General features: G+C 60.2%; 16 protein-coding genes. 7 read left to right on the top strand and 9 right to left on the bottom strand.

Going from position 1 to position 17,987, the window contains the following annotated elements; all coding sequences use genetic code 11:
- Position 1: 1 nt before the first annotated feature.
- From TR36_RS03435 to TR36_RS03410, 6 genes are all read right to left on the bottom strand, one after another.
- Entirely contained in the window at positions 2 to 976 is a 975-nt protein-coding gene (locus TR36_RS03435) for a VWA domain-containing protein (protein ID WP_045387275.1), read from the bottom strand.
- Positions 969 to 1,481, bottom strand: coding sequence for a DUF4381 domain-containing protein (locus TR36_RS03430; protein ID WP_052362427.1), 513 nt, complete (start codon positions 1,479 to 1,481; stop codon positions 969 to 971). Before TR36_RS03430 ends, TR36_RS03435 begins: the two co-directional genes overlap by 8 nt.
- Positions 1,478 to 2,455 (bottom strand): DUF58 domain-containing protein, encoded by a 978-nt coding sequence (locus tag TR36_RS03425; protein WP_237763503.1) that lies wholly within the window; start codon positions 2,453 to 2,455, stop codon positions 1,478 to 1,480. The genes TR36_RS03430 and TR36_RS03425 overlap by 4 nt, the downstream gene beginning before the upstream one ends.
- A complete protein-coding gene (locus TR36_RS03420; protein WP_082714820.1) occupies positions 2,452 to 3,441 on the bottom strand; it encodes an HAD family phosphatase in 990 nt (329 codons plus the stop codon). Before TR36_RS03420 ends, TR36_RS03425 begins: the two co-directional genes overlap by 4 nt.
- Before the next feature lie 9 nt (positions 3,442 to 3,450).
- Positions 3,451 to 4,440 carry a MoxR family ATPase gene (locus tag TR36_RS03415; protein WP_062762383.1) on the bottom strand — a complete coding sequence of 330 codons (990 nt, stop codon included), beginning with the start codon at positions 4,438 to 4,440 and terminating at the stop codon, positions 3,451 to 3,453.
- A gap of 66 nt (positions 4,441 to 4,506) precedes the next feature.
- Complete coding sequence (locus tag TR36_RS03410; protein WP_045387282.1) at positions 4,507 to 6,072, bottom strand: arylsulfatase; 1,566 nt, start codon at positions 6,070 to 6,072, stop codon at positions 4,507 to 4,509.
- A gap of 907 nt (positions 6,073 to 6,979) precedes the next feature.
- Here TR36_RS03410 and TR36_RS03405 point away from each other — a divergent pair.
- Positions 6,980 to 7,684 carry an aspartate/glutamate racemase family protein gene (locus TR36_RS03405; protein WP_192841308.1) on the top strand — a complete coding sequence of 235 codons (705 nt, stop codon included), beginning with the start codon at positions 6,980 to 6,982 and terminating at the stop codon, positions 7,682 to 7,684.
- A gap of 80 nt (positions 7,685 to 7,764) precedes the next feature.
- Here the strand turns inward: TR36_RS03405 and TR36_RS03400 are convergent, their stop codons facing one another.
- Genes TR36_RS03400 through denD form a run of 3 tightly spaced genes read right to left on the bottom strand, consistent with a single transcriptional unit; the run spans position 7,765 to position 11,413 of the window.
- Positions 7,765 to 9,546: an IlvD/Edd family dehydratase gene (locus TR36_RS03400; RefSeq protein WP_045387287.1), complete on the bottom strand. Its 1,782-nt coding sequence runs from the start codon at positions 9,544 to 9,546 to the stop codon at positions 7,765 to 7,767.
- A complete protein-coding gene (locus TR36_RS03395) occupies positions 9,543 to 10,433 on the bottom strand; it encodes an NAD(P)-dependent oxidoreductase (RefSeq protein WP_045387289.1) in 891 nt (296 codons plus the stop codon). The genes TR36_RS03400 and TR36_RS03395 overlap by 4 nt, the downstream gene beginning before the upstream one ends.
- On the bottom strand, positions 10,430 to 11,413 hold the full coding sequence (gene denD, locus TR36_RS03390) for a D-erythronate dehydrogenase (protein ID WP_045387292.1): 984 nt from the start codon (positions 11,411 to 11,413) through the stop codon (positions 10,430 to 10,432). The genes TR36_RS03395 and denD overlap by 4 nt, the downstream gene beginning before the upstream one ends.
- Before the next feature lie 101 nt (positions 11,414 to 11,514).
- Here denD and TR36_RS03385 point away from each other — a divergent pair, with 101 nt between their 5' ends.
- The 6 genes from TR36_RS03385 (at position 11,515) to TR36_RS03360 (ending at position 17,847) form a co-directional block, all read left to right on the top strand.
- Positions 11,515 to 12,954 (top strand): FAD-binding oxidoreductase, encoded by a 1,440-nt coding sequence (locus TR36_RS03385; protein ID WP_202814358.1) that lies wholly within the window; start codon positions 11,515 to 11,517, stop codon positions 12,952 to 12,954.
- 31 nt (positions 12,955 to 12,985) lie between these two features.
- Positions 12,986 to 13,702, top strand: coding sequence for a FadR/GntR family transcriptional regulator (locus TR36_RS03380; protein WP_045387295.1), 717 nt, complete (start codon positions 12,986 to 12,988; stop codon positions 13,700 to 13,702).
- A 131-nt stretch (positions 13,703 to 13,833) separates the two neighbouring features.
- Positions 13,834 to 15,000: a fumarylacetoacetate hydrolase family protein gene (locus TR36_RS03375; RefSeq protein WP_045387298.1), complete on the top strand. Its 1,167-nt coding sequence runs from the start codon at positions 13,834 to 13,836 to the stop codon at positions 14,998 to 15,000.
- 1 nt (position 15,001) lies between these two features.
- Complete coding sequence (locus tag TR36_RS03370) at positions 15,002 to 15,541, top strand: TRAP transporter small permease (RefSeq protein WP_045387302.1); 540 nt, start codon at positions 15,002 to 15,004, stop codon at positions 15,539 to 15,541.
- A complete protein-coding gene (locus TR36_RS03365; protein ID WP_062762380.1) occupies positions 15,538 to 16,815 on the top strand; it encodes a TRAP transporter large permease in 1,278 nt (425 codons plus the stop codon). Before TR36_RS03370 ends, TR36_RS03365 begins: the two co-directional genes overlap by 4 nt.
- Positions 16,816 to 16,839: 24 nt before the next feature.
- Positions 16,840 to 17,847: a TRAP transporter substrate-binding protein gene (locus TR36_RS03360; RefSeq protein ID WP_045387308.1), complete on the top strand. Its 1,008-nt coding sequence runs from the start codon at positions 16,840 to 16,842 to the stop codon at positions 17,845 to 17,847.
- The last annotated feature ends 140 nt before the right edge of the window (positions 17,848 to 17,987 follow it).

Genomic DNA, 17,987 nt, shown 5'->3' with positions numbered 1-17,987 from the left:
TTCAGGCCCCTTTCCTGCCCGTCAGCAGCAGACCGCCATATCCGACAATCACCAGAACCACGAAGGCCCCGGCCAGCCAGTGCCCGACCGGCAAGCGCGGCCGCCAGGAAATGGCCTTCCCCTCGACCGGATGCATGGTATCGATCCGGTCATAGATCGCCCCGAGCCCCTCGGCATCCTCGGCGCGGTTGAAGGTGCCGCCGGCTGCGTCGGCTATTTCCTGAAGGGTGGCCGTATCGACCCTGTTCTGGTCGCTCTCGGCCTCCGGATCCCCGACGGCTACGGTATGGACGGTCACCCCGTTCTGCGCCGCGATATTTGCCGCCTTGGAGGGAGCCATCTGTGAGGATGTATCCGAGCCGTCGGAGAGCAGGATCATCACCCTCTCTTCGATGTCGCTGGCGGAAAAGGACTGGATGGCCAGCCCCATCGCATCCCCGAGCGCAGTGTTCTGCCCTGCCATTCCGGGCTGCAATGTTTCCAGCAGGCCACGGGCGGCTTCGGTATCGCGGGTGAACGGCACCAGCACATAGGCCGCCGAGCCGAAGACGATCAGGCCGATCCGGTCATCCTGCCGCGCCTCTATGAAACCGTCCAGAACCTGCTTGACGCCATCCATCCGCGAGGTGCGCACCTGATCCGGCCCCATGAAATCTGCCGTGGACATGGAACCGGAGATATCGACGGCGAGCATGATATCCCGCGCCGCCTCGGTCCGGGTAACAGGGTCACCCAAAACAACGGGGCGGGCGATGACGCTCACCGCCAGAACCCACAGAAGGGCCACGACGATGATCTGCCCCCACCGCCGCGTGGGGACCACGGCCCCTTCGCCCCGGTGCAGGCCATCACTGATCCGGTCGAAAAACGGCAGGCGGACGGCCTGCACCGTTTCCCTGCGAGCTGGCAGCAGCCAGAGCACCAGCAGCGGGAGCGGCAATGCCAGAAAGGCCAGAGGGGCATCGAATTCAAGCATGGTGATGTGTGATCCAGTGATGGGCAAGATCACGCAGTCGCGCCCCGTCGAATGTGACGCCGCCAGCACGATAGGGGGCATCCGTCAGGGCGGGCGCGCAGGCCGTGAACCCGTTTTCCAGCGGTGTATCGGCACGCTCGTCCAGATATCTGGCCCAATCGGCACCCGTCAGCGAGGCTACCTCGGCACGGGGATAGACGGCCAGCGCGGTCCGCCGCAAAAGCCTGTCCAGCTCGGGCAAGGCGGCAGGATTTCCCCGGGTCAGATCGGGTGCGATCCGTGCCAGCAGGGCCAGAGCCTCGCGCCGGTAGGCATTGGCACGGCGATGTCTGGTCCAACGCCAGAACAGAAGGGCAAGCGCCAGCAGTATGATACCCCCCAGAACAAACCACGCCGGCGTTTCAGGAGTCATGGAAACGGCATCCGGCTCTCGCAGTCCATGAAGCTGCGACAGGAGGGAAACGAGGCTTTCCTCGCTGGCGGGGGGCGCATCTTCGGGGTTCATCTGACCGCTCGGGACTGGCTGCGGATGCCCGGCATATTCGCACCGAACAACCGCAGGATCTGGGGCAAGGTCTGTTCGCCCGCGCTGATGGGCAGGATTGCGGCATCCAGCTGGTCCTGCCACGCGATCAGCCTGCGCAGGCGCCCTCCCCCGCTATCGTCAAGGTTCTGCTGCACCCGGCGGTTTGCGAAATCCAGTTCCACCTGCAGACGACCGTCGCCGACCACCAGCCGACCGGTTGCAGGCACCTCGTGGGACAGCGGATCATGGACCAGCCCCAGCACCAGGTCATTGCTGCGGGACATTGCCGACAGATGCCTGAACGTGTCGTCGTCAGCGCCGTCAAAATCGGACAGCACGATCACCAGCCAGTCATGGGTCACGATCCGCGAGGCCTTCAGCAATGCCTCGTTCAACCGCGTGGCAGCGTCCGGCACAACGGGCGCATCGGCGGAAAGGGCCATATTCCCGTCGGCCAGCAGCGACAGCAGCCGAAGCGTGGTATTCCGGCTGCGCGTGGGCCGCACATCGGTAATGCCGGTGTCGCTGATAACCAGCCCGCCGACCCTGTCCCCCGCGTCGCGGATGCGCCACGCGGCCAAGGCGGCAATCTCGGCCGCCGTCACCGATTTCATGTTCAGCCGGGTCCCGAAGAACATGGTCTGGCGCTGGTCTACGATGATCAGCGCGGGGCGGTCCCGTTCCTCACGCGTGACGCGGACATGCGGAGCCCCGGTACGAGCGGTCACGCGCCAATCCATGCTGCGGGGATCATCTCCGGGCAGGTAACCGCGGATTTCGTCGAATTCCATTCCCCGCCCGCGCATACGCGAGGCGCGCCGACCGGACAGGATGCTGCCCACAGGCTGACGGGGCAAAAAGTCGAAGCCTTTTGCCTTGGCCTCCAATGCAGCCAGATGGGACAGGCCGACACGAATGCGGCTGTCCTGTGCTTCTGGCTGCGGCGCCGTCACTGCGGGTCCGCGTTCACGCGCGCCCAATCTGCGGCCATATCGATGATGACCCAGCCGTTCTTTGGCGCGTCGTCCAGGGCACGGTCCAGCTTGCCGGCCTGGCTGTCGCGGTCGTAGGCGTATTCCCGCACGGCATCGGTATGATGGACGATCACCCCCAGGCTCGGACCATCGCCGCTGGTGGTGTATTCCAGCATTTCGTAATCACCATCGGAATTGCCAAAGGCCATGACCGGGCGTTTGCCGATATGGCGGCTGATTCCCACGGGTTTGCCCACCTTGTCATCCAGAAAGAACAGTTCGGGTGTACGCACCAGTTGCGGCTTGCCATCAATGACCTGATATTCCTTGCCGATCTGCGACCCGACCACCTGCTGCGGAGGAATGCCATAGACGTCTTCTGTCATCGGGCGCATGAAGTCGATCCCGCCGCCCGAGACGATCCATGTCTGGAATCCGTTGTCGCGCAGATACTCCAGCACCTCGATCATCGGCTCGAACGTCATTTCGGTGAACGGGCGGCCGCTATCGGGGTGACGGGCCGTGGTAAACCATTCGGTCACCGCCGCCGTGAATTCCTCGTCGGTGCTGCCGGCATGTGTGACGGCGACCAGCTTCATCAACCCTTCCTCGCCGGTTGCGGCAACGGCGGCCATGTCACCATCCAGAACGCCCTTGAACGGTTGTTCATCGGCCCATTCGGGATGATCGGGTGCCATTTCCCTGACGCGATCGAATATGAACAGCGCCTGGAAATATGTCGGATATTCGGACCACAACGTCCCGTCGTTATCGAACACGGCAATCCTGTCCTCGGGGGCGACATATCCTTCGTCCCCTTCGGTAGTGGCCGCCGTGACGAAATCGACAATGGCCTGCCTGGAGGCCGTATCGTTCCACGAGGGCAAATCCTGGGCCAATGCAGCAGTCGATGTCAGCATCGCTGCGGCGAGGCCAAGGCCGGTTACAAATCCGCGGGATTTCATCGTCATCTCCTAGGCAACGGAAACCAGTTTCATAAGGTCGGCAATAATCTCGTCGGCGGTGCGACCCGTGCCATGCGCCTCGTAGCTGAGCGCAAGACGATGGCGCAGCACGTCCGGGGCGATGGCCTGCACGTTGGCCGGCGATACGAAATCCTGCCCCTGCAGCCAGGCATGGACGCGGGCACATCGATCCAGTGCGATACCACCCCGGGGGCTGGCGCCCAGTTCGATCAGACGCCCCAGTTCTTCGGAAACGGCGGCAGGGTTGCGCGTCGCATTGATGATATCGATGATATAACTCTCGATCCCCTCGGCCACATGGATTGCGGCAATCTCGGCCCGCGCGGCGGCAACCACCGACAGGGGAATTGCCTCGGCCTGCTGCGTCGAATGACGCGCGGGGGTGCCGGATACGGATGCAAGCTCTTCATTCCGGACCATGCGCAGAACGCCGCGCTCATCGGCGGGGGCTGGATATTCCACAAGGATCTTCATCAGGAAACGGTCGGTCTGTGCCTCGGGCAAGGCGTAAGTGCCTTCCTGTTCCACGGGGTTCTGCGTTGCCAGCACCATGAAGGGGGACGGAAGGGCATGACTGTTGCTGCCAACAGTGACCTGCCGTTCCTCCATCGCCTCCAGCAGTGCGGCCTGAACCTTCGCAGGGGCACGGTTGATTTCGTCGGCCAAAAGGATGTTGCCGAAAACGGGGCCAGGCTGGAACCGGAACTCTCCTGCACCATCCTTGGAATAATAGACGTCGGACCCTGTTACATCAGAGGGCAACAGATCCGGTGTAAACTGGATACGGGTGAAATCTGCGGCAAGCGCCTTGGCCATCGCCTTGACGGCGCGGGTCTTGGCAAGGCCGGGCAGCCCTTCGATCAGCACATGGCCATCTGCCAGAAGGCCGATCACCATTCGCTCCACAACACGTTCCTGACCGATCACGGAGGCATTCATTGCAGTCTGCAAAGCTTGGATGTCGTCACGGATCGTCATTCGGATACCTGCCGGTCATATGCACGCAAAGGATCGGGGGCGTCGCCGCCCCCGAAACGGGTCAGATCACTGACCGGCCATGCTGTTGAATTGCGCGTTCAGCTCTTCCTGGATCTGGTCGATCGAGAAGCTGTCCGGGCGCTGTGCAGGCGGGAATTCCTCGAATGTTGCAAGGAATTCGCCGGCCATGGCCTGTGCTGGTGCCAGCAGATAGACGTGGTCCATCAGCCAGTCATAGTAGGTGTTCGACGTGATATCGGCACGCTCATAGGGGTCGGCACGCAGGTCGAACAGTTTGGGCACACGCAGTTTGGTGAAGGGTTCGGCCCAGATGTTCAGGGTGCCGACTTCACGCTGCTCCTGGAAGACAACCTTCCAGTTCTCAAACCGCAGAGCGACCATTTCACCGTCGTCGTTGAAGTAGAAGAACTCGTGACGGGCGCCTTCATCAGCTTCACCGGTCAGGTAGGGAAGCTGGTTGTAGCCATCGAGGTGGTTCTTGTACTCGGCACCGTCGATCGTCGTTCCCTCAAGGAGACGTTCCTTGATGTCGGTATCACCTGCGGCAGCCATCAGGGTCGGCAGCCAGTCAAGACCGGAGAACATGTCGTTCGCGACAGAATCCGGCTCGATGTGGCCCGGCCAGCGGATCATGGCAGGAACGCGGAACGCACCTTCCCAGTTCGTGTTCTTTTCCGAACGGAACGGCGTAGTTCCTGCATCGGGCCATGTGTTCTGGTGCGGACCGTTATCGGTCGTGTAGATGACGATCGTGTTGTCGGCGATGCCCATCTCGTCCAGCGAGGCGAGGATTTCACCAACCATGTTGTCATGCTCGATCATGCCGTCGGCATATTCGGTCAGGGCGGTCAGGCCCGGCTCGCTCCGGTGCTCGTCACGCACGTGGGTGCGGAAGTGCATGCGCGTTGCGTTCATCCATGTGAAGAACGGCGTACCGGCTTCGTGCTGACGCTCCATGAAGTCGATTGCGGCGGCGGAAGTTTCGTCGTCGATCGTTTCCATGCGCTTTTTGGTAAGCGGGCCGGTATCTTCGATTTCGCCATCAGCCGTGGATTTGATGACACCGCGGGGGCCGAAACGCTCGGCGAATTCCGGGTCTGTCGGGTAGTTGAAGTTTTCCGGCTCTTCCTCGGCGTTCAGGTGATAGAGGTTGCCGAAGAATTCGTCGAAGCCATGCGCGGTCGGCAGGAATTCGTCCCGATCGCCCAGGTGGTTCTTACCGAATTGGCCAGTGGCATAGCCCTGATCCTTCAGCGCCGATGCAAGGGTCACATCCGAAGCCTGCAGACCGGCATTCGCACCCGGCAGACCAACCTTGGACATACCTGTCCGCAGCGTGCTCTGACCTGTCAGGAACGTCGAACGGCCCGCAGTACAGCTTTGCTCGGCATAATAATCGGTAAAGATCATGCCTTCATTGGCAATACTGTCGATATTCGGGGTCGTATAACCCATCAGACCTTTCGTATAAGCCGAAATGTTTCCCTGACCGATATCATCCCCGAAAATCACGAGGATGTTCGGCTTGGCAGAGTTCTCCTGATCTTGCGCATACACAAAACCGCTTGTGCATACCGTCAGGGCCGCTGCCAACCCTAGTTTCTTGATCATCACAATCTCCCGAATATTCGCGCGCCCAATAAGGGCCCGGGCGTTTCTTGGGCGTAGGAACCAATTGCTTGGCCATTAATCAGGTTAACGCCCAAAAACCTGATTCACCGCATCACACAGAACATCACGTGCCAGTGAACATTGCATGACAAGAAAACATTCGTAAAGATTGTTTCAATTATTTTCGGACTCCATTGTCGTAGTAGAGGCTTGGAAACTTCGCGTAGAAAACGGCAGCCCTCTAAACCATAAGTTGCATGAAACTGGCTATTTTCTACTTGGTCTCTAGCCTTCTGCGACACTAGCCCAAGGCCGAAACAGGCAAATTTGCGGCAATATGACGCACCAGATCCTGCCGGAGGATGAAATCACGAGAAAGAGATATTATGTTATTGTATAAATAAAATATTCATTAAAATTCAATACAAAGCGTTCATCTGCATCATTAATTTGATCGGCAGTACGAAAGTTATTTCAACGCAACATATGAAAATTTCCACTCAAGAATTGGCTTTTTATTCTTGAATTATTGCCAAAAGTTCGGGCTACATTACAATTCGCTGCTAATTCAGTCCGAACAGACTCACCTGTCGGGGGGGCCAAATTTCCCCTTTGACCAATTATGTTTGCCGCAGCCGTCTCCTCGGGCAACGCCACAAATCGTCACACAAAAATCTGTCTGACAGATTTATTGGGGCCTTTCGGTGGCAGCGCATCCCAAGGGGGAAATGACGTTCCATGTCTATGGCCCCCCCTGATTGACACCGCGGGCACCACGACTTGCAACGCTCCAGCCTTGGCTGCTCAATATACGCTTTTTGCTAACTTTTCGCCTGAAGGACTGTGCATTGCTGGCCGATCGCGTCAAAGATGCAATCGACACAACATAGATCGGAGGACATTTTTGATGCAACGTATCGGAATTCTCGGCGGTATGGGCCCCGAGGCAACGATCCTTGTCATGCAAAAGTTGCTGGCCAGTGTAGCGGCCAAAGATGACGGCGATCATATTCCGCTGCTGGTGGACCAGAACACGCAAATCCCTTCGCGGATTGCGCATCTGCTGGAAGGTAGCAATGTCAATCCCGGCCCGGTAATCGGCGACATGGCCCGCCGCCTGGTCGCCGGCGGGGCGGTAGCTCTGGCCATTCCATGCAATACCGCGCATCATTACGCCAATTACATCAAGGACAGCGTATCGGTCCCGCTACTGGACATGATCGAACTGGCCGCAGCACACGCGGCAACCCTAGCCGGGCCCGAAGGGGTTGTGGGCATTCTCGGATCCCCTGTGCTGCGCAAGGTCGGGCTGTTCGAACCGGCGCTGGCGCGCCATGGACTGACAGCCATCTATGCCGAGGATGAAGAGGCAACGCTGACGGCGATCCGCCAGTTGAAATCAAAAGGCCCGCAGCCCGAGGCACGCCACCTTCTGAATGAGGCATCCAAGGCACTGCTGGCACGGGGCGCCGTGGTTCAGCTTATTGCCTGCACCGAATTTTCATTGATCCCCGATGCAGTCTCGCCCGACGCGACGGCATTCGACACGCTGGACCGGCTGGTTCTGGCAATCGTGGAACAGGCAACTTCGGATGAGTGCCCCCGAGCCTGACCCAAGGCCGCAATATAAGGATAACAGAAAATGCCCGCCCGTCACATGTCGACGGGCGGGCATTTTCTTGACAGGACCGATCAGTGGTTGTGGCGCGGCAGGGTTGCGCTGATGCGCTGGAACTCCTCGGCGCCATCAATGGTTGCCCCGTCCACCATCTGCGTGACGGTATCGCGGTACATCTTTTGCCATGGCGTTGCCGAGGCCGGTACGGGAGGCAGGCCATCAGCCTTGCGCCGCGTGATCTCCGCCTCATCCACCAGCATATCACAGGTTCCGTTCACCAGATCGATCCGGATTGTATCGCCGGTCCGCAGCCATGCCAGGCCACCCCCTGCAGCACTTTCGGGTGAGGCATTCAGGATCGAGGGGCTGTCGGCTGTGCCGGACTGGCGCCCGTCACCGATCGTGGGCAGGCTGCGAATGCCGCGCTGGATCAGGCGATCCGGCGGCTGCATGTTCACCACCTCGGCCGATCCCGGCCAGCCAAGCGAGCCCGCCCCGCGGATCACCAGAATGGACCGCTCATCAATGTCCAGCGCGGGATCGTTGATGCGGTTGTGGTAATCCGTGGAGCCGTCAAAGACAAAGGCGGTTCCTTCGAACACATCCTTGCGGCCCGGCTCGGACAGATAGCGGGCACGGAACTCTTCGGAGATGACGCTAGTCTTCATGATGGCGAAGTCGAACAGGTTGCCTCGCAGCACCATGAAACCGGCGCGTTCCATCATCGGCGCGTTGAACGGCTTGATCACCTCGCGGTCCGTGCTTTCGCGCCCTGCCAGATTTTCCTCCATCGTCTTGCCCGTCACGGTGTGGCACCCGGGCTCCAGACGACCGGCCTGCATCAGTTCCCACATGATGGCGGGCACGCCCCCGGCACGGTGGAAACGCTCTCCCAGATAGGCACCGGCGGGCTGCACGTTGGCCAGCAGTGGAATATCGTAGCCATGGTTCTGCCAATCCTCGGCCCGCAGGTCCGCACCCGCATGCTTTGCCATGGCCATCAGGTGCGGCTGGGCATTGGTCGATCCGCCGATGGCCGAATTCATGCGAATGGCATTCAGGAAAGCGGCCCGTGTCAGGATATGCGACGGGCGGATATCCTCGCGCACCAGCTCTACCGCGCGGACACCGGTGCGATAGGCCATCTGGCCACGCTCACGATAGGCGGCGGGGATGGCGGCACAGCCGGTCAGCGACATTCCCAAGGCCTCGGCGATGGCATTCATCGTCGAGGCGGTGCCCATCGTATTGCAGTGTCCAATGGAGGGCGCGGAATCGAGTGCGGTTTCCAGAAACTGTTCCCGCGTGATCTCACCCGCGGCATATTTGCGGCGCGATTGCCAGATGACCGTACCGGACCCAACCAAGGACCCCTCGTGCCAACCGTCCAGCATCGGCCCGCCCGACAAGACGATGGCAGGCAGATCGACCGTGGCCGCAGCCATCAGCGCCGAGGGCGTCGTCTTGTCACACCCCGTGGTCAGCACGACACCGTCAAACGGATAGCCATAGAGAAGTTCCACCAACCCCATATAGGCAAGGTTCCGGTCAAGGGCCGCTGTGGGACGTTTGCAATTCTCGAACAGCGGGTGCGACGGAAACTCTATCGGAATGCCGCCAGCATCCCGGATGCCGTCGCGAACCCGTTTTGCCAGATCCAGGTGATGCCGGTTGCAGGGGTTCAGATCGCTGCCCGATTGCGCGATACCGATGATCGGCTTGCCCGAACGCAACTCTTCGGGGGTGGTGCCGTAGTTCATGAACCGCTCTAGGTACAGGGCGGTCATATCGGCATGATCGGGATTGTCGAACCAGTCCTGTGAACGCAGGCGGCGGGGTTGGTCGGACGTGCTCATCGGTCTTCCTTGCTCTGAAACGCGGGGTTGTTTGCCTCGATATGCAAAAGCAGTCCGCTATGATCCGTGTCGCCATGTCCAGAGGCGACAAAATCCGCGAATGCGGACCGGATGCCATCCGTCAGCGGCAACGCCAGTCCTGAAGTCTGCGCCAGTTCGATCACGGCATCCAGATCCTTCAGTTGCAGACGTGATGGCCCACCGGGTGTGAAGTCACGATCTACCATCCGCGCGCCATGCAGATCGAGGATCCTGCTTTCGGCAAACCCACCGCGAATGGCTTCACGGAATTTCGCGCGGTCAGCCCCTCCGGCAGATACGAGTACCATTGCCTCGGCCACCGCGCCGATCGTGATCGCCACAATCTGCTGGTTGGCCAGTTTGCATACCTGCCCCGTTCCCGACGGGCCGACACGGGTCAACCGGCCCAAGGATGCCATGACAGGGGCAATCCCGTCTATGACCGCCCCGGAACCGCCGGCCATAAGGGCCAGAGTTCCCTCCTCGGCCCCTTTCACACCGCCAGAGACAGGGCAATCCACGGCGGCAATTCCCATCGATTCCAGTCGTGCGGCATTTTCACGGGCGATATGCGGCGCGATGGAAGAGGTATCGACACATACCGCCCCCGCCAGCATGGCATCCGCAACACCCTGGCCGAACAATACATCCCGAACCGCCAGACCGTCCGACAACATGGTGAAAACGATTTCTGCATTTCCCACGGCAGCGGCAGGATCGGCCACGGCCGTCGCCCCCGTAATTGCAGCAGCCTTGTCCGGTGAGCGATTCCAAACCGTGACCTGATGGCCGGCGTCAACCAGCCGTCGCGCCATAGGTGCCCCCATAAGCCCCGTCCCCAGAAAGGCGATCCGTTTACCGGTCATAGGGAACCTCCCAATTCGTCCTCGATATGGGCCTGAATTATGGCATCAAAGCTGTCTTCGGCCACAAAGCCCAACGCACGGGCGCGCGTTGCCTCAAAACCTGGTGCCCAGCCTTCGCACATCAAGGTGATGGCGGGATCAGGCTCGCGGCGAATCAGGGCAACGGCCTTATCCCCCGCCACGCGACGCAGCGCCTCGATCTGCTCTCCGACAGTGGCGCTCAGCCCCGGCATGGACAGGTTCCGGCGCGGGCCGACCTGATCCAGATCCATGGTCGCCGCATGGATCATGAAGCCCACACCCGACCGGGGGGACGTATGCCAATGGCGGATATCGTCCGGCACCGGAAGGACGGCGGTCTGGCCGATCAGCGGCTCACGCAGGATGTTGGAAAAGAAGCCGGAGGCCGCCTTATTCGGTTTGCCGGGGCGGATGCAGATGGTAGGCAGGCGAATGCCGATGCCATCCATGAAACCGCGACGGGTATAATCAGACAGCAGAAGCTCGCATATGGCCTTCTGGGTGCCATAGCTGGTCAGGGGCGTACTGTGGAAATCATCCGGAATCGGGAACGGCAGCGGCGCGCCGACAACCGCGATGGATGATGCAAAGACCATGCGCGGGAAATACCCGTCTGCTGCATGTGCCATCCGAATCGCATCGAACAGCATGCGGGTGCCATCAAGGTTGATACGGTATCCCTTGTCGAAGTCGGCCTCGGCCTCACCCGACACGATCGCGGCAAAATGGAAAATGATATCCGGCCGCCCCTCCACCAGCTGCGCGGCTGTATCACCGATGGACATATCTGCGGCCAGGCAGGTGGTCTTGCCGGCAAATCCTGCAGGAACCTCCGGCTGGATAACATCAACCAATGTGAATTCGGTGATCGGGCTGCCCTTCAGTCCCCCGTCTTCCATCAGCCGCTGGATCAGTTTCTTGCCCATCATACCGGCTGCGCCGATGATCAGAATGTGCATTTGGTACTCCTCCCCCAAAGATCACGTTTCGTATTCTCCCTGAGGTGGTATAGTATGGTTGTCTGACGACCTGTAAACCCCAAGTTACGGAAAACCTTCTGATGATTGAAATGGACAAGACGGCGCAAACCGGTGACATGTCTCCAGCAGCGCAACTGGTCGAGATGCTGGGCCCGGATCTCGTGCTGACGGGAGAGGCGACATTGCCCTATTGCCGCGACTGGCATGGCGATGTGCAGACCGGTGCAATTGCAGTGCTTCGTCCGCGATCGACACCCGAGGTGCAGGCCTGCGTGAAGGCCGCCGCCGCACTGCGGCTGGGCGTGGTGCCACAGGGTGGCAATACGGGTCTTGTCCTCGGGGCTGTTCCGGAATCATCGGGTGCGCAGGTGGTCATCACGCTGGAGAGGATGACGCAGGTCCGCACGCTGGATGTCGACAACTTTTCGGCCGTGGTCGAGGCGGGCGTCGTGCTGGAGCAGTTCAAGGAAACGGTTGCCAAGGCCGGACTGTTCTTTCCGCTCACCCTTGGCGCGCAGGGCAGCTGTCGAATCGGGGGCAATGTGGCGACGAACGCAGGCGGCGTGAATGTCCTGCGGTACGGCATGACACGCGATCTGGTTCTGGGTCTGGAGGTGGTCCTGCCCGATGGCAGCCTTTTTGAGGGGCTGTCGCTTCTGCGCAAGGACAACCGGGGAATCGATCTGAAGCAGATGTTCATCGGTGCAGAGGGGACATTGGGAATCATCACCGCCGTATCGGTCAAACTTCTGCCTGCCCCCGATCAGGTGGCAACGGCGCTGATCGCATTGCCGAAACTGGCCGACGCGATCGATCTTTATCGCCGCGCGCGGCGCGAATGCTGTGATCTGATGTCCGCGTTCGAATTCATGCCTCCGCTGGCCATGGTCCTGGCCAAGGAGGCGATGCCCGATCTGCAGATTCCGCTGACCGGATACCCGGCCTATGCGTTGATCGAGATTTCAGGCTCCGGGCTGGTCGATATTGACGCGCTGATGGAGCGTTTTCTGGAAACGGCGTTTGAAAGCGGGCTGGCCCTTGATGGCGTGGTGGCGCAATCCCATGCGCAGGCAAAGAACCTTTGGGATATCCGCGAAGGGATGAACCTGGGCCAGGCCGAGCGCGGCCGGCACATGCGTAGCGACATATCCGTGCCGCTGTCCCGTCTGGCAGAATTCGTAACCGAGGCCGAAGCCGCCCTGACTGCTGAAATGCCCGGCTGTGTCTGCGTGTCCTATGGCCATATTGGCGACGGCAACGTCCATCTGAACGTAATGCCCGACTACAGCCTGGGCGAAGACCAGATCGATCCGCAGATCAGCATGGCCAAGAAGATCATGAATGCGGTCTTGGACCGCTATGACGGCTCCATCAGTGCCGAACATGGAATTGGCCGATTGAAGAAGGAGGATTTCGAAGCACGCCTGCCCGACGTTCATCGTGCCCTTCTGACATCCATCAAACGCGCTGTGGATCCCCACCTGATCATGAATCCGGGATGCCAGATCGACCTGCCCTGACCCGTCTTGCGTATGCCCGAGGAGCATCCCGATGAACGTCGACTATACACAGATTGCCCGCACCGAACATCTGCCGACACGGATTGCGGCCCAGTTCACCCAGCAGATCCAGAAGGGTTTGCTGAAGGCGGGTGACAAGCTGCCCACCGAACATGAACTGTCGAAGAATTTTGGCGTCAGCCGTACCGTCATCCGTGAGGCGATCGCGCAACTGCGCAACGAAGGCATGATCGAGACGCGCCAAGGTGTTGGGGCCTTTGTGATCGAGCGTTCGGCCCGCCACATCCGGCTGGATGACAGCACCGACATGGACAAGGAGGCATTTCGCCACCTGTTCCAGCTTCGCCTGCCGCTGGAGATCGAGGCGGCAGGGCTGGCGGCACAGAATCGCACGCCCGAACACATCCGGCAGCTTGACGATGCGCTGGCCCGCATGGCTGCGGCTGGCAAGGAAGCCCCCGATGGAATGCTTGCCGATCTGGATTTCCACCGCACAATCGCGGTGGCCACAGGCAACGATTATTTTGTGCAATTCCTTGGCGCGATCTCGGACAGGGTCATGCACACGATCGTGACCTCTCGCAAACGGATCAAGTTGACAGAGCTGATCGAGGTTGTCGCAACCGAGCATACGGCCTTGCGGGACGCCATTGCAGCGGGCGATGCGGCCCAGGCACGCGAGGCGATGCGCGTACATATGGCCGGTTCGGCCAAACGGGTGGCGCTGGATTTCGAGTTCTATCCCTGAGGCAATGGCGGATTCCTGAATATTCTGGTGGACAGCCTCTCCATCCTCGGCTTACCATCATGTTATATTGTTGTCTGACATCTACGGGCAACGCGACGCTGGAGGGCGTCGTTACATTAGGGAGGAGCAAGGTGGCAGTACAGCAACCTTTGACCGCATCCGCGCTTTTGCCGCAGGATGCGGATCGTGCGACGCTATTGGGTCGTGTCTGGTCGAACGCGGCGGGTGGGCCCTGCCCCGTTCTGATCCGCGCTGGCCGTGTTCTTGATCTGAGCAATGTCTCGGCCACGATGTCGGGCCTGCTGGAGCGGCCCGATCTGGCCGATGCCCTGCAGGCGGCGGATACGGTCGATCTGGGACCGCTGGATGCGTTTCTGGACAAGACGGCAGGACATCTGCTGGCCCCCGTCGATCTGCAATCCATCAAGGCCGCAGGTGTGACCTTTGCCGAGAGCATGCTGGAGCGGGTGATCGAGGAGCAGGCGCGCGGTGACAGCACCCGTGCCCAAGAGATCCGCGCCCGCCTGACCCCGATCGTCGGAGAGAACCTGCGCGATGTGCAGGCCGGCTCCGATCAGGCCAAACGGATCAAGAAACTGCTTCAGGAAATGGGCATGTGGTCGCAATACCTTGAGGTGGGCATCGGTCCTGACGCCGAGGTATTCACCAAGGCACAGCCGATGTCCTCCATGGGCTGCGGTGATACCGTAGGCATCCACCCCATTTCCGACTGGAACAACCCCGAACCGGAGGTGGTGCTGGTCATCAGGTCCGATGGTACCGTATTGGGCGCCACCTTGGGCAATGACGTGAACCTGCGCGATGTGGAGGGGCGTTCGGCCCTGCTGCTGGGCAAGGCCAAGGACAACAACGCCTCTTGTGCCATCGGGCCATTCATCCGCCTGTTCGATAACGCCTTTACCCAGGCCGATCTGGACCGCGCGATCGTCACCCTGCGGGTAGAGGGCGAGGACGGTTTCGTCATGACGGGTGAAAGCGCGATGGAAGCGATCAGCCGCGCACCCGTCGATCTGGTGGGCCAGATGCTGAACCGGTCCCATCAGTATCCGGACGGCGTGGTGCTGTTTCTGGGAACGATGTTCGCCCCGGTCAAGGATCGCCACGGTGCCGGACAGGGGTTTACCCATGATATCGGGGACCGCGTCGAGATTGCCTCACCCCGCCTCGGTACCCTGATCAACTGGGTCGACCGGACGGATAAATGTCCCGAATGGCAGTTCGGCACACGCGCCCTTTTCCAGAACCTGATCGGACGTGGTCTGGGCGAAAGGATCTGACATGGCACGATTTGTGCGGATCTTCTTCGATATTCTCGACATCATGCTGGCAGTGCTGATCAGCACCATGGCCATCATGGTCTTTGTGAATGTCATCATGCGCTATACCATGAATTCGGGTATCGCCATTTCCGACGAGCTTTCCCGCTTTGCCTTTGTCTGGCTGACATTCATCGGCGCGGTAGTGGCGCATCACCATCACCTGCACATGGGAATGGAAACGCTGGTCGCCCGCTTTGGCCGGCGCGGACGGATGATCCTGATGGGGGCGTCCGATGCGGTTATCCTGGGCGGGGCCATCGTACTGACCGTCGGCACATGGAAACAGCTGCCGATCAACGCCAGCATGAATGCGGCGGTGTCGGGCATTTCGATGGCCTGGGTCTACGGCATTGGGATCTTCACAGGCGTAGGCATCGCGATCATCACTGCGGAACGTCTGATCCGACTGTTCACGGGCCGTATCACCGACGAGGAGATCCGCCGGTTCGGTGGCGAGATGACGCTGGCCGATGAACATACAGGGGGGCCGATATCATGACCCTTCTGGTCTTCATCGTCTCGCTGCTCGGCTCCATGTCGATCGGGGTACCTGTCGCCTTCGCGCTCATCTTCTGCGGTGTGACGCTCATGTCCTATATGGGCATGTTCAATACGCAGATCATCGCACAGAACATGCTGGTCGGCGCAGATACATTCACCCTGCTGGCCATTCCGTTCTTCATTCTGGCCGGAGAGCTGATGAATGCAGGCGGCCTGTCCAAGCGCATCATCGAATTCGCAATCACCTGTGTGGGCCACATCCGCGGCGGGCTGGGGCTGGTGGCGATCATAGCGGCCATCATCATGGCCTCGATCTCCGGGTCGGCGGCAGCGGATACGGCGGCACTGGCCGCCATCCTGATCCCGATGATGGCAAAGGCCGGTTATAACCTGCCACGATCGGCCGGTCTGATCGCGGCGGGCGGCGTGATTGCCCCCGTTATTCCGCCGTCCATGGCATTCATCATCTTCGGGGTGGCGGCAAATGTGTCCATCTCAGCGCTGTTCATGGCCGGGATCGTACCGGGTGTGATGATGGCGATCGCATTGGTCATCACCTGGCTGATCGTGGCGCGGAACGACAAGGTCGATACCCTGCCCCGTTCAAGCTGGGCGGAATGCGGCAAGGCATCCGGTCGGGCGGTATGGGCCCTGGGAATGCCGGTCATCATTCTGGGTGGCATCAAGCTGGGTGTCGTCACCCCGACCGAGGCTGCGGTCATTGCGGCGTTCTACGCGCTGTTTGTCGGAATGGTCGTGTACCGCGAACTGAAGATCCGGGATCTGCCGCGCGTGCTGATCGCGGCCGGGCGTACCACGGCCACCATCATGTTTCTGGTCTGCGCGGCGCTTGTTTCCGCATGGCTCATTACCGCTGCGAACATTCCCGCCGAGATTACGGGATACATCGCACCCCTGATCGACAGCCCCCGTCTGTTGATGCTGGTGATCATGGTTCTGATCCTTGTCGTCGGCACGGCCCTGGATCTGACACCGACCATCCTGATCCTGACCCCTGTCCTGATGCCCATCATCAAGCAGGCAGGGATAGACCCCGTCTATTTCGGCGTGATGTTCATCATGAACTGCTGCATCGGCCTGCTGACACCACCGGTCGGCGTCGTGCTGAACGTGGTCAGCGGCGTGGGACGCGTTCCATTGGGCAAGGTGATCGGCGGCGTCTGGCCGTTTCTGCTGGCACAGGTCGCGATCCTGCTGCTGCTGATCATGTTCCCGTCCATCGTGACTGTCCCCGCCAACTGGTTCTACTGATTTCAAAATAGGGAGGAGACTATTATGAAAACGAAACTCAAGGCGGCCCTCTGCTTTACGGCCATCATGACCGCGGCGGCCCCGGCCTTCGCTGACTTCCAGAACCGCACATTCCGTGTCTCGAACGGCGTGACGGCGGATCACCCCGTAAGCGTCGGGATGGAGGCCATGCAGGTGTGCCTGGATGAAAAGACCGGCGGCAAGATGACCATGCAGGGATTCTTCGGCGGCGCGCTTGGCGGCGATCTGCAGGCAACGCAGGCGGTGCGCAGCGGATTGCAGGAGGCGGTGATCACATCATCCTCACCCCTCGTCGGAATGCTGCCGGCACTTGGCGTGTTCGATCTGCCATTCCTGTTCCGCACCCCCGAAGAAGCCTATGCAGTGATGGACGGCCCCTTCGGCGACATGCTGAGCGAGAAGCTGGATGCGATCGGCCTCGTGAACCTCGGATACTGGGAAAACGGGTTCCGCAACATGTCGAACTCCGAACGTCCGATCAAGACGTGGGAGGATTTCGAGGGGATGAAGATCCGCGTCATGCAGAACAACATCTTCCTTGATACCTTCAAGAACTTTGGCGCGAATGCGACGCCCATGTCCTTCGGCGAGGTGTTCTCGGCGTTGGAGACGAAGGCGATCGATGCGCAGGAAAACCCCTATGTCACCATCGACACGTCCAAGTTCTACGAGGTGCAATCCTACCTCAGCGAGACGAACCATGCCTATACGCCCTTTTTGTTCCTATACTCCAAGGCCATCTTCAACAGCTATTCGGATGAGGAGCAGCAGGCCCTGCGGGACTGCGCAAATGTCGGGCGCGATCTGGAACGGACAACGATCCAGGATCTGAACAGGCAGTCGCTGGAAAAAATGGAAGAGGCCGGCCTGCAGTTCAATACCATCACGCCCGAAGCCCAGGCCGAGATGCTGGAAAAATCGCAGGTGGTCTACGAAAAGCACAAGGCCGAAATCGGTGCCGATGTGGTCGATCAGGTGCAGAACACACTGGCCGACCTGCGCGGCAACTGAACCGCCCCGATTATCGTCGAGGACCCGGTCCGGCGCATATCCATGCGCCGGATCTTTTCATATGTCTTGCTGACGGGGTCCAGGCTTCCTTCAGGCTGGCTTAAGGTTCATGGGGGAATCGGGGTAAAATTGACAAAGAG

Origin of the sequence: Falsirhodobacter sp. alg1, assembly GCF_000739715.2 — a bacterium.
In the GTDB taxonomy this organism is placed as follows: Bacteria; Pseudomonadota; Alphaproteobacteria; order Rhodobacterales; family Rhodobacteraceae; genus Falsirhodobacter.
This window is presented reverse-complemented; position numbering and strand designations above follow the sequence as displayed.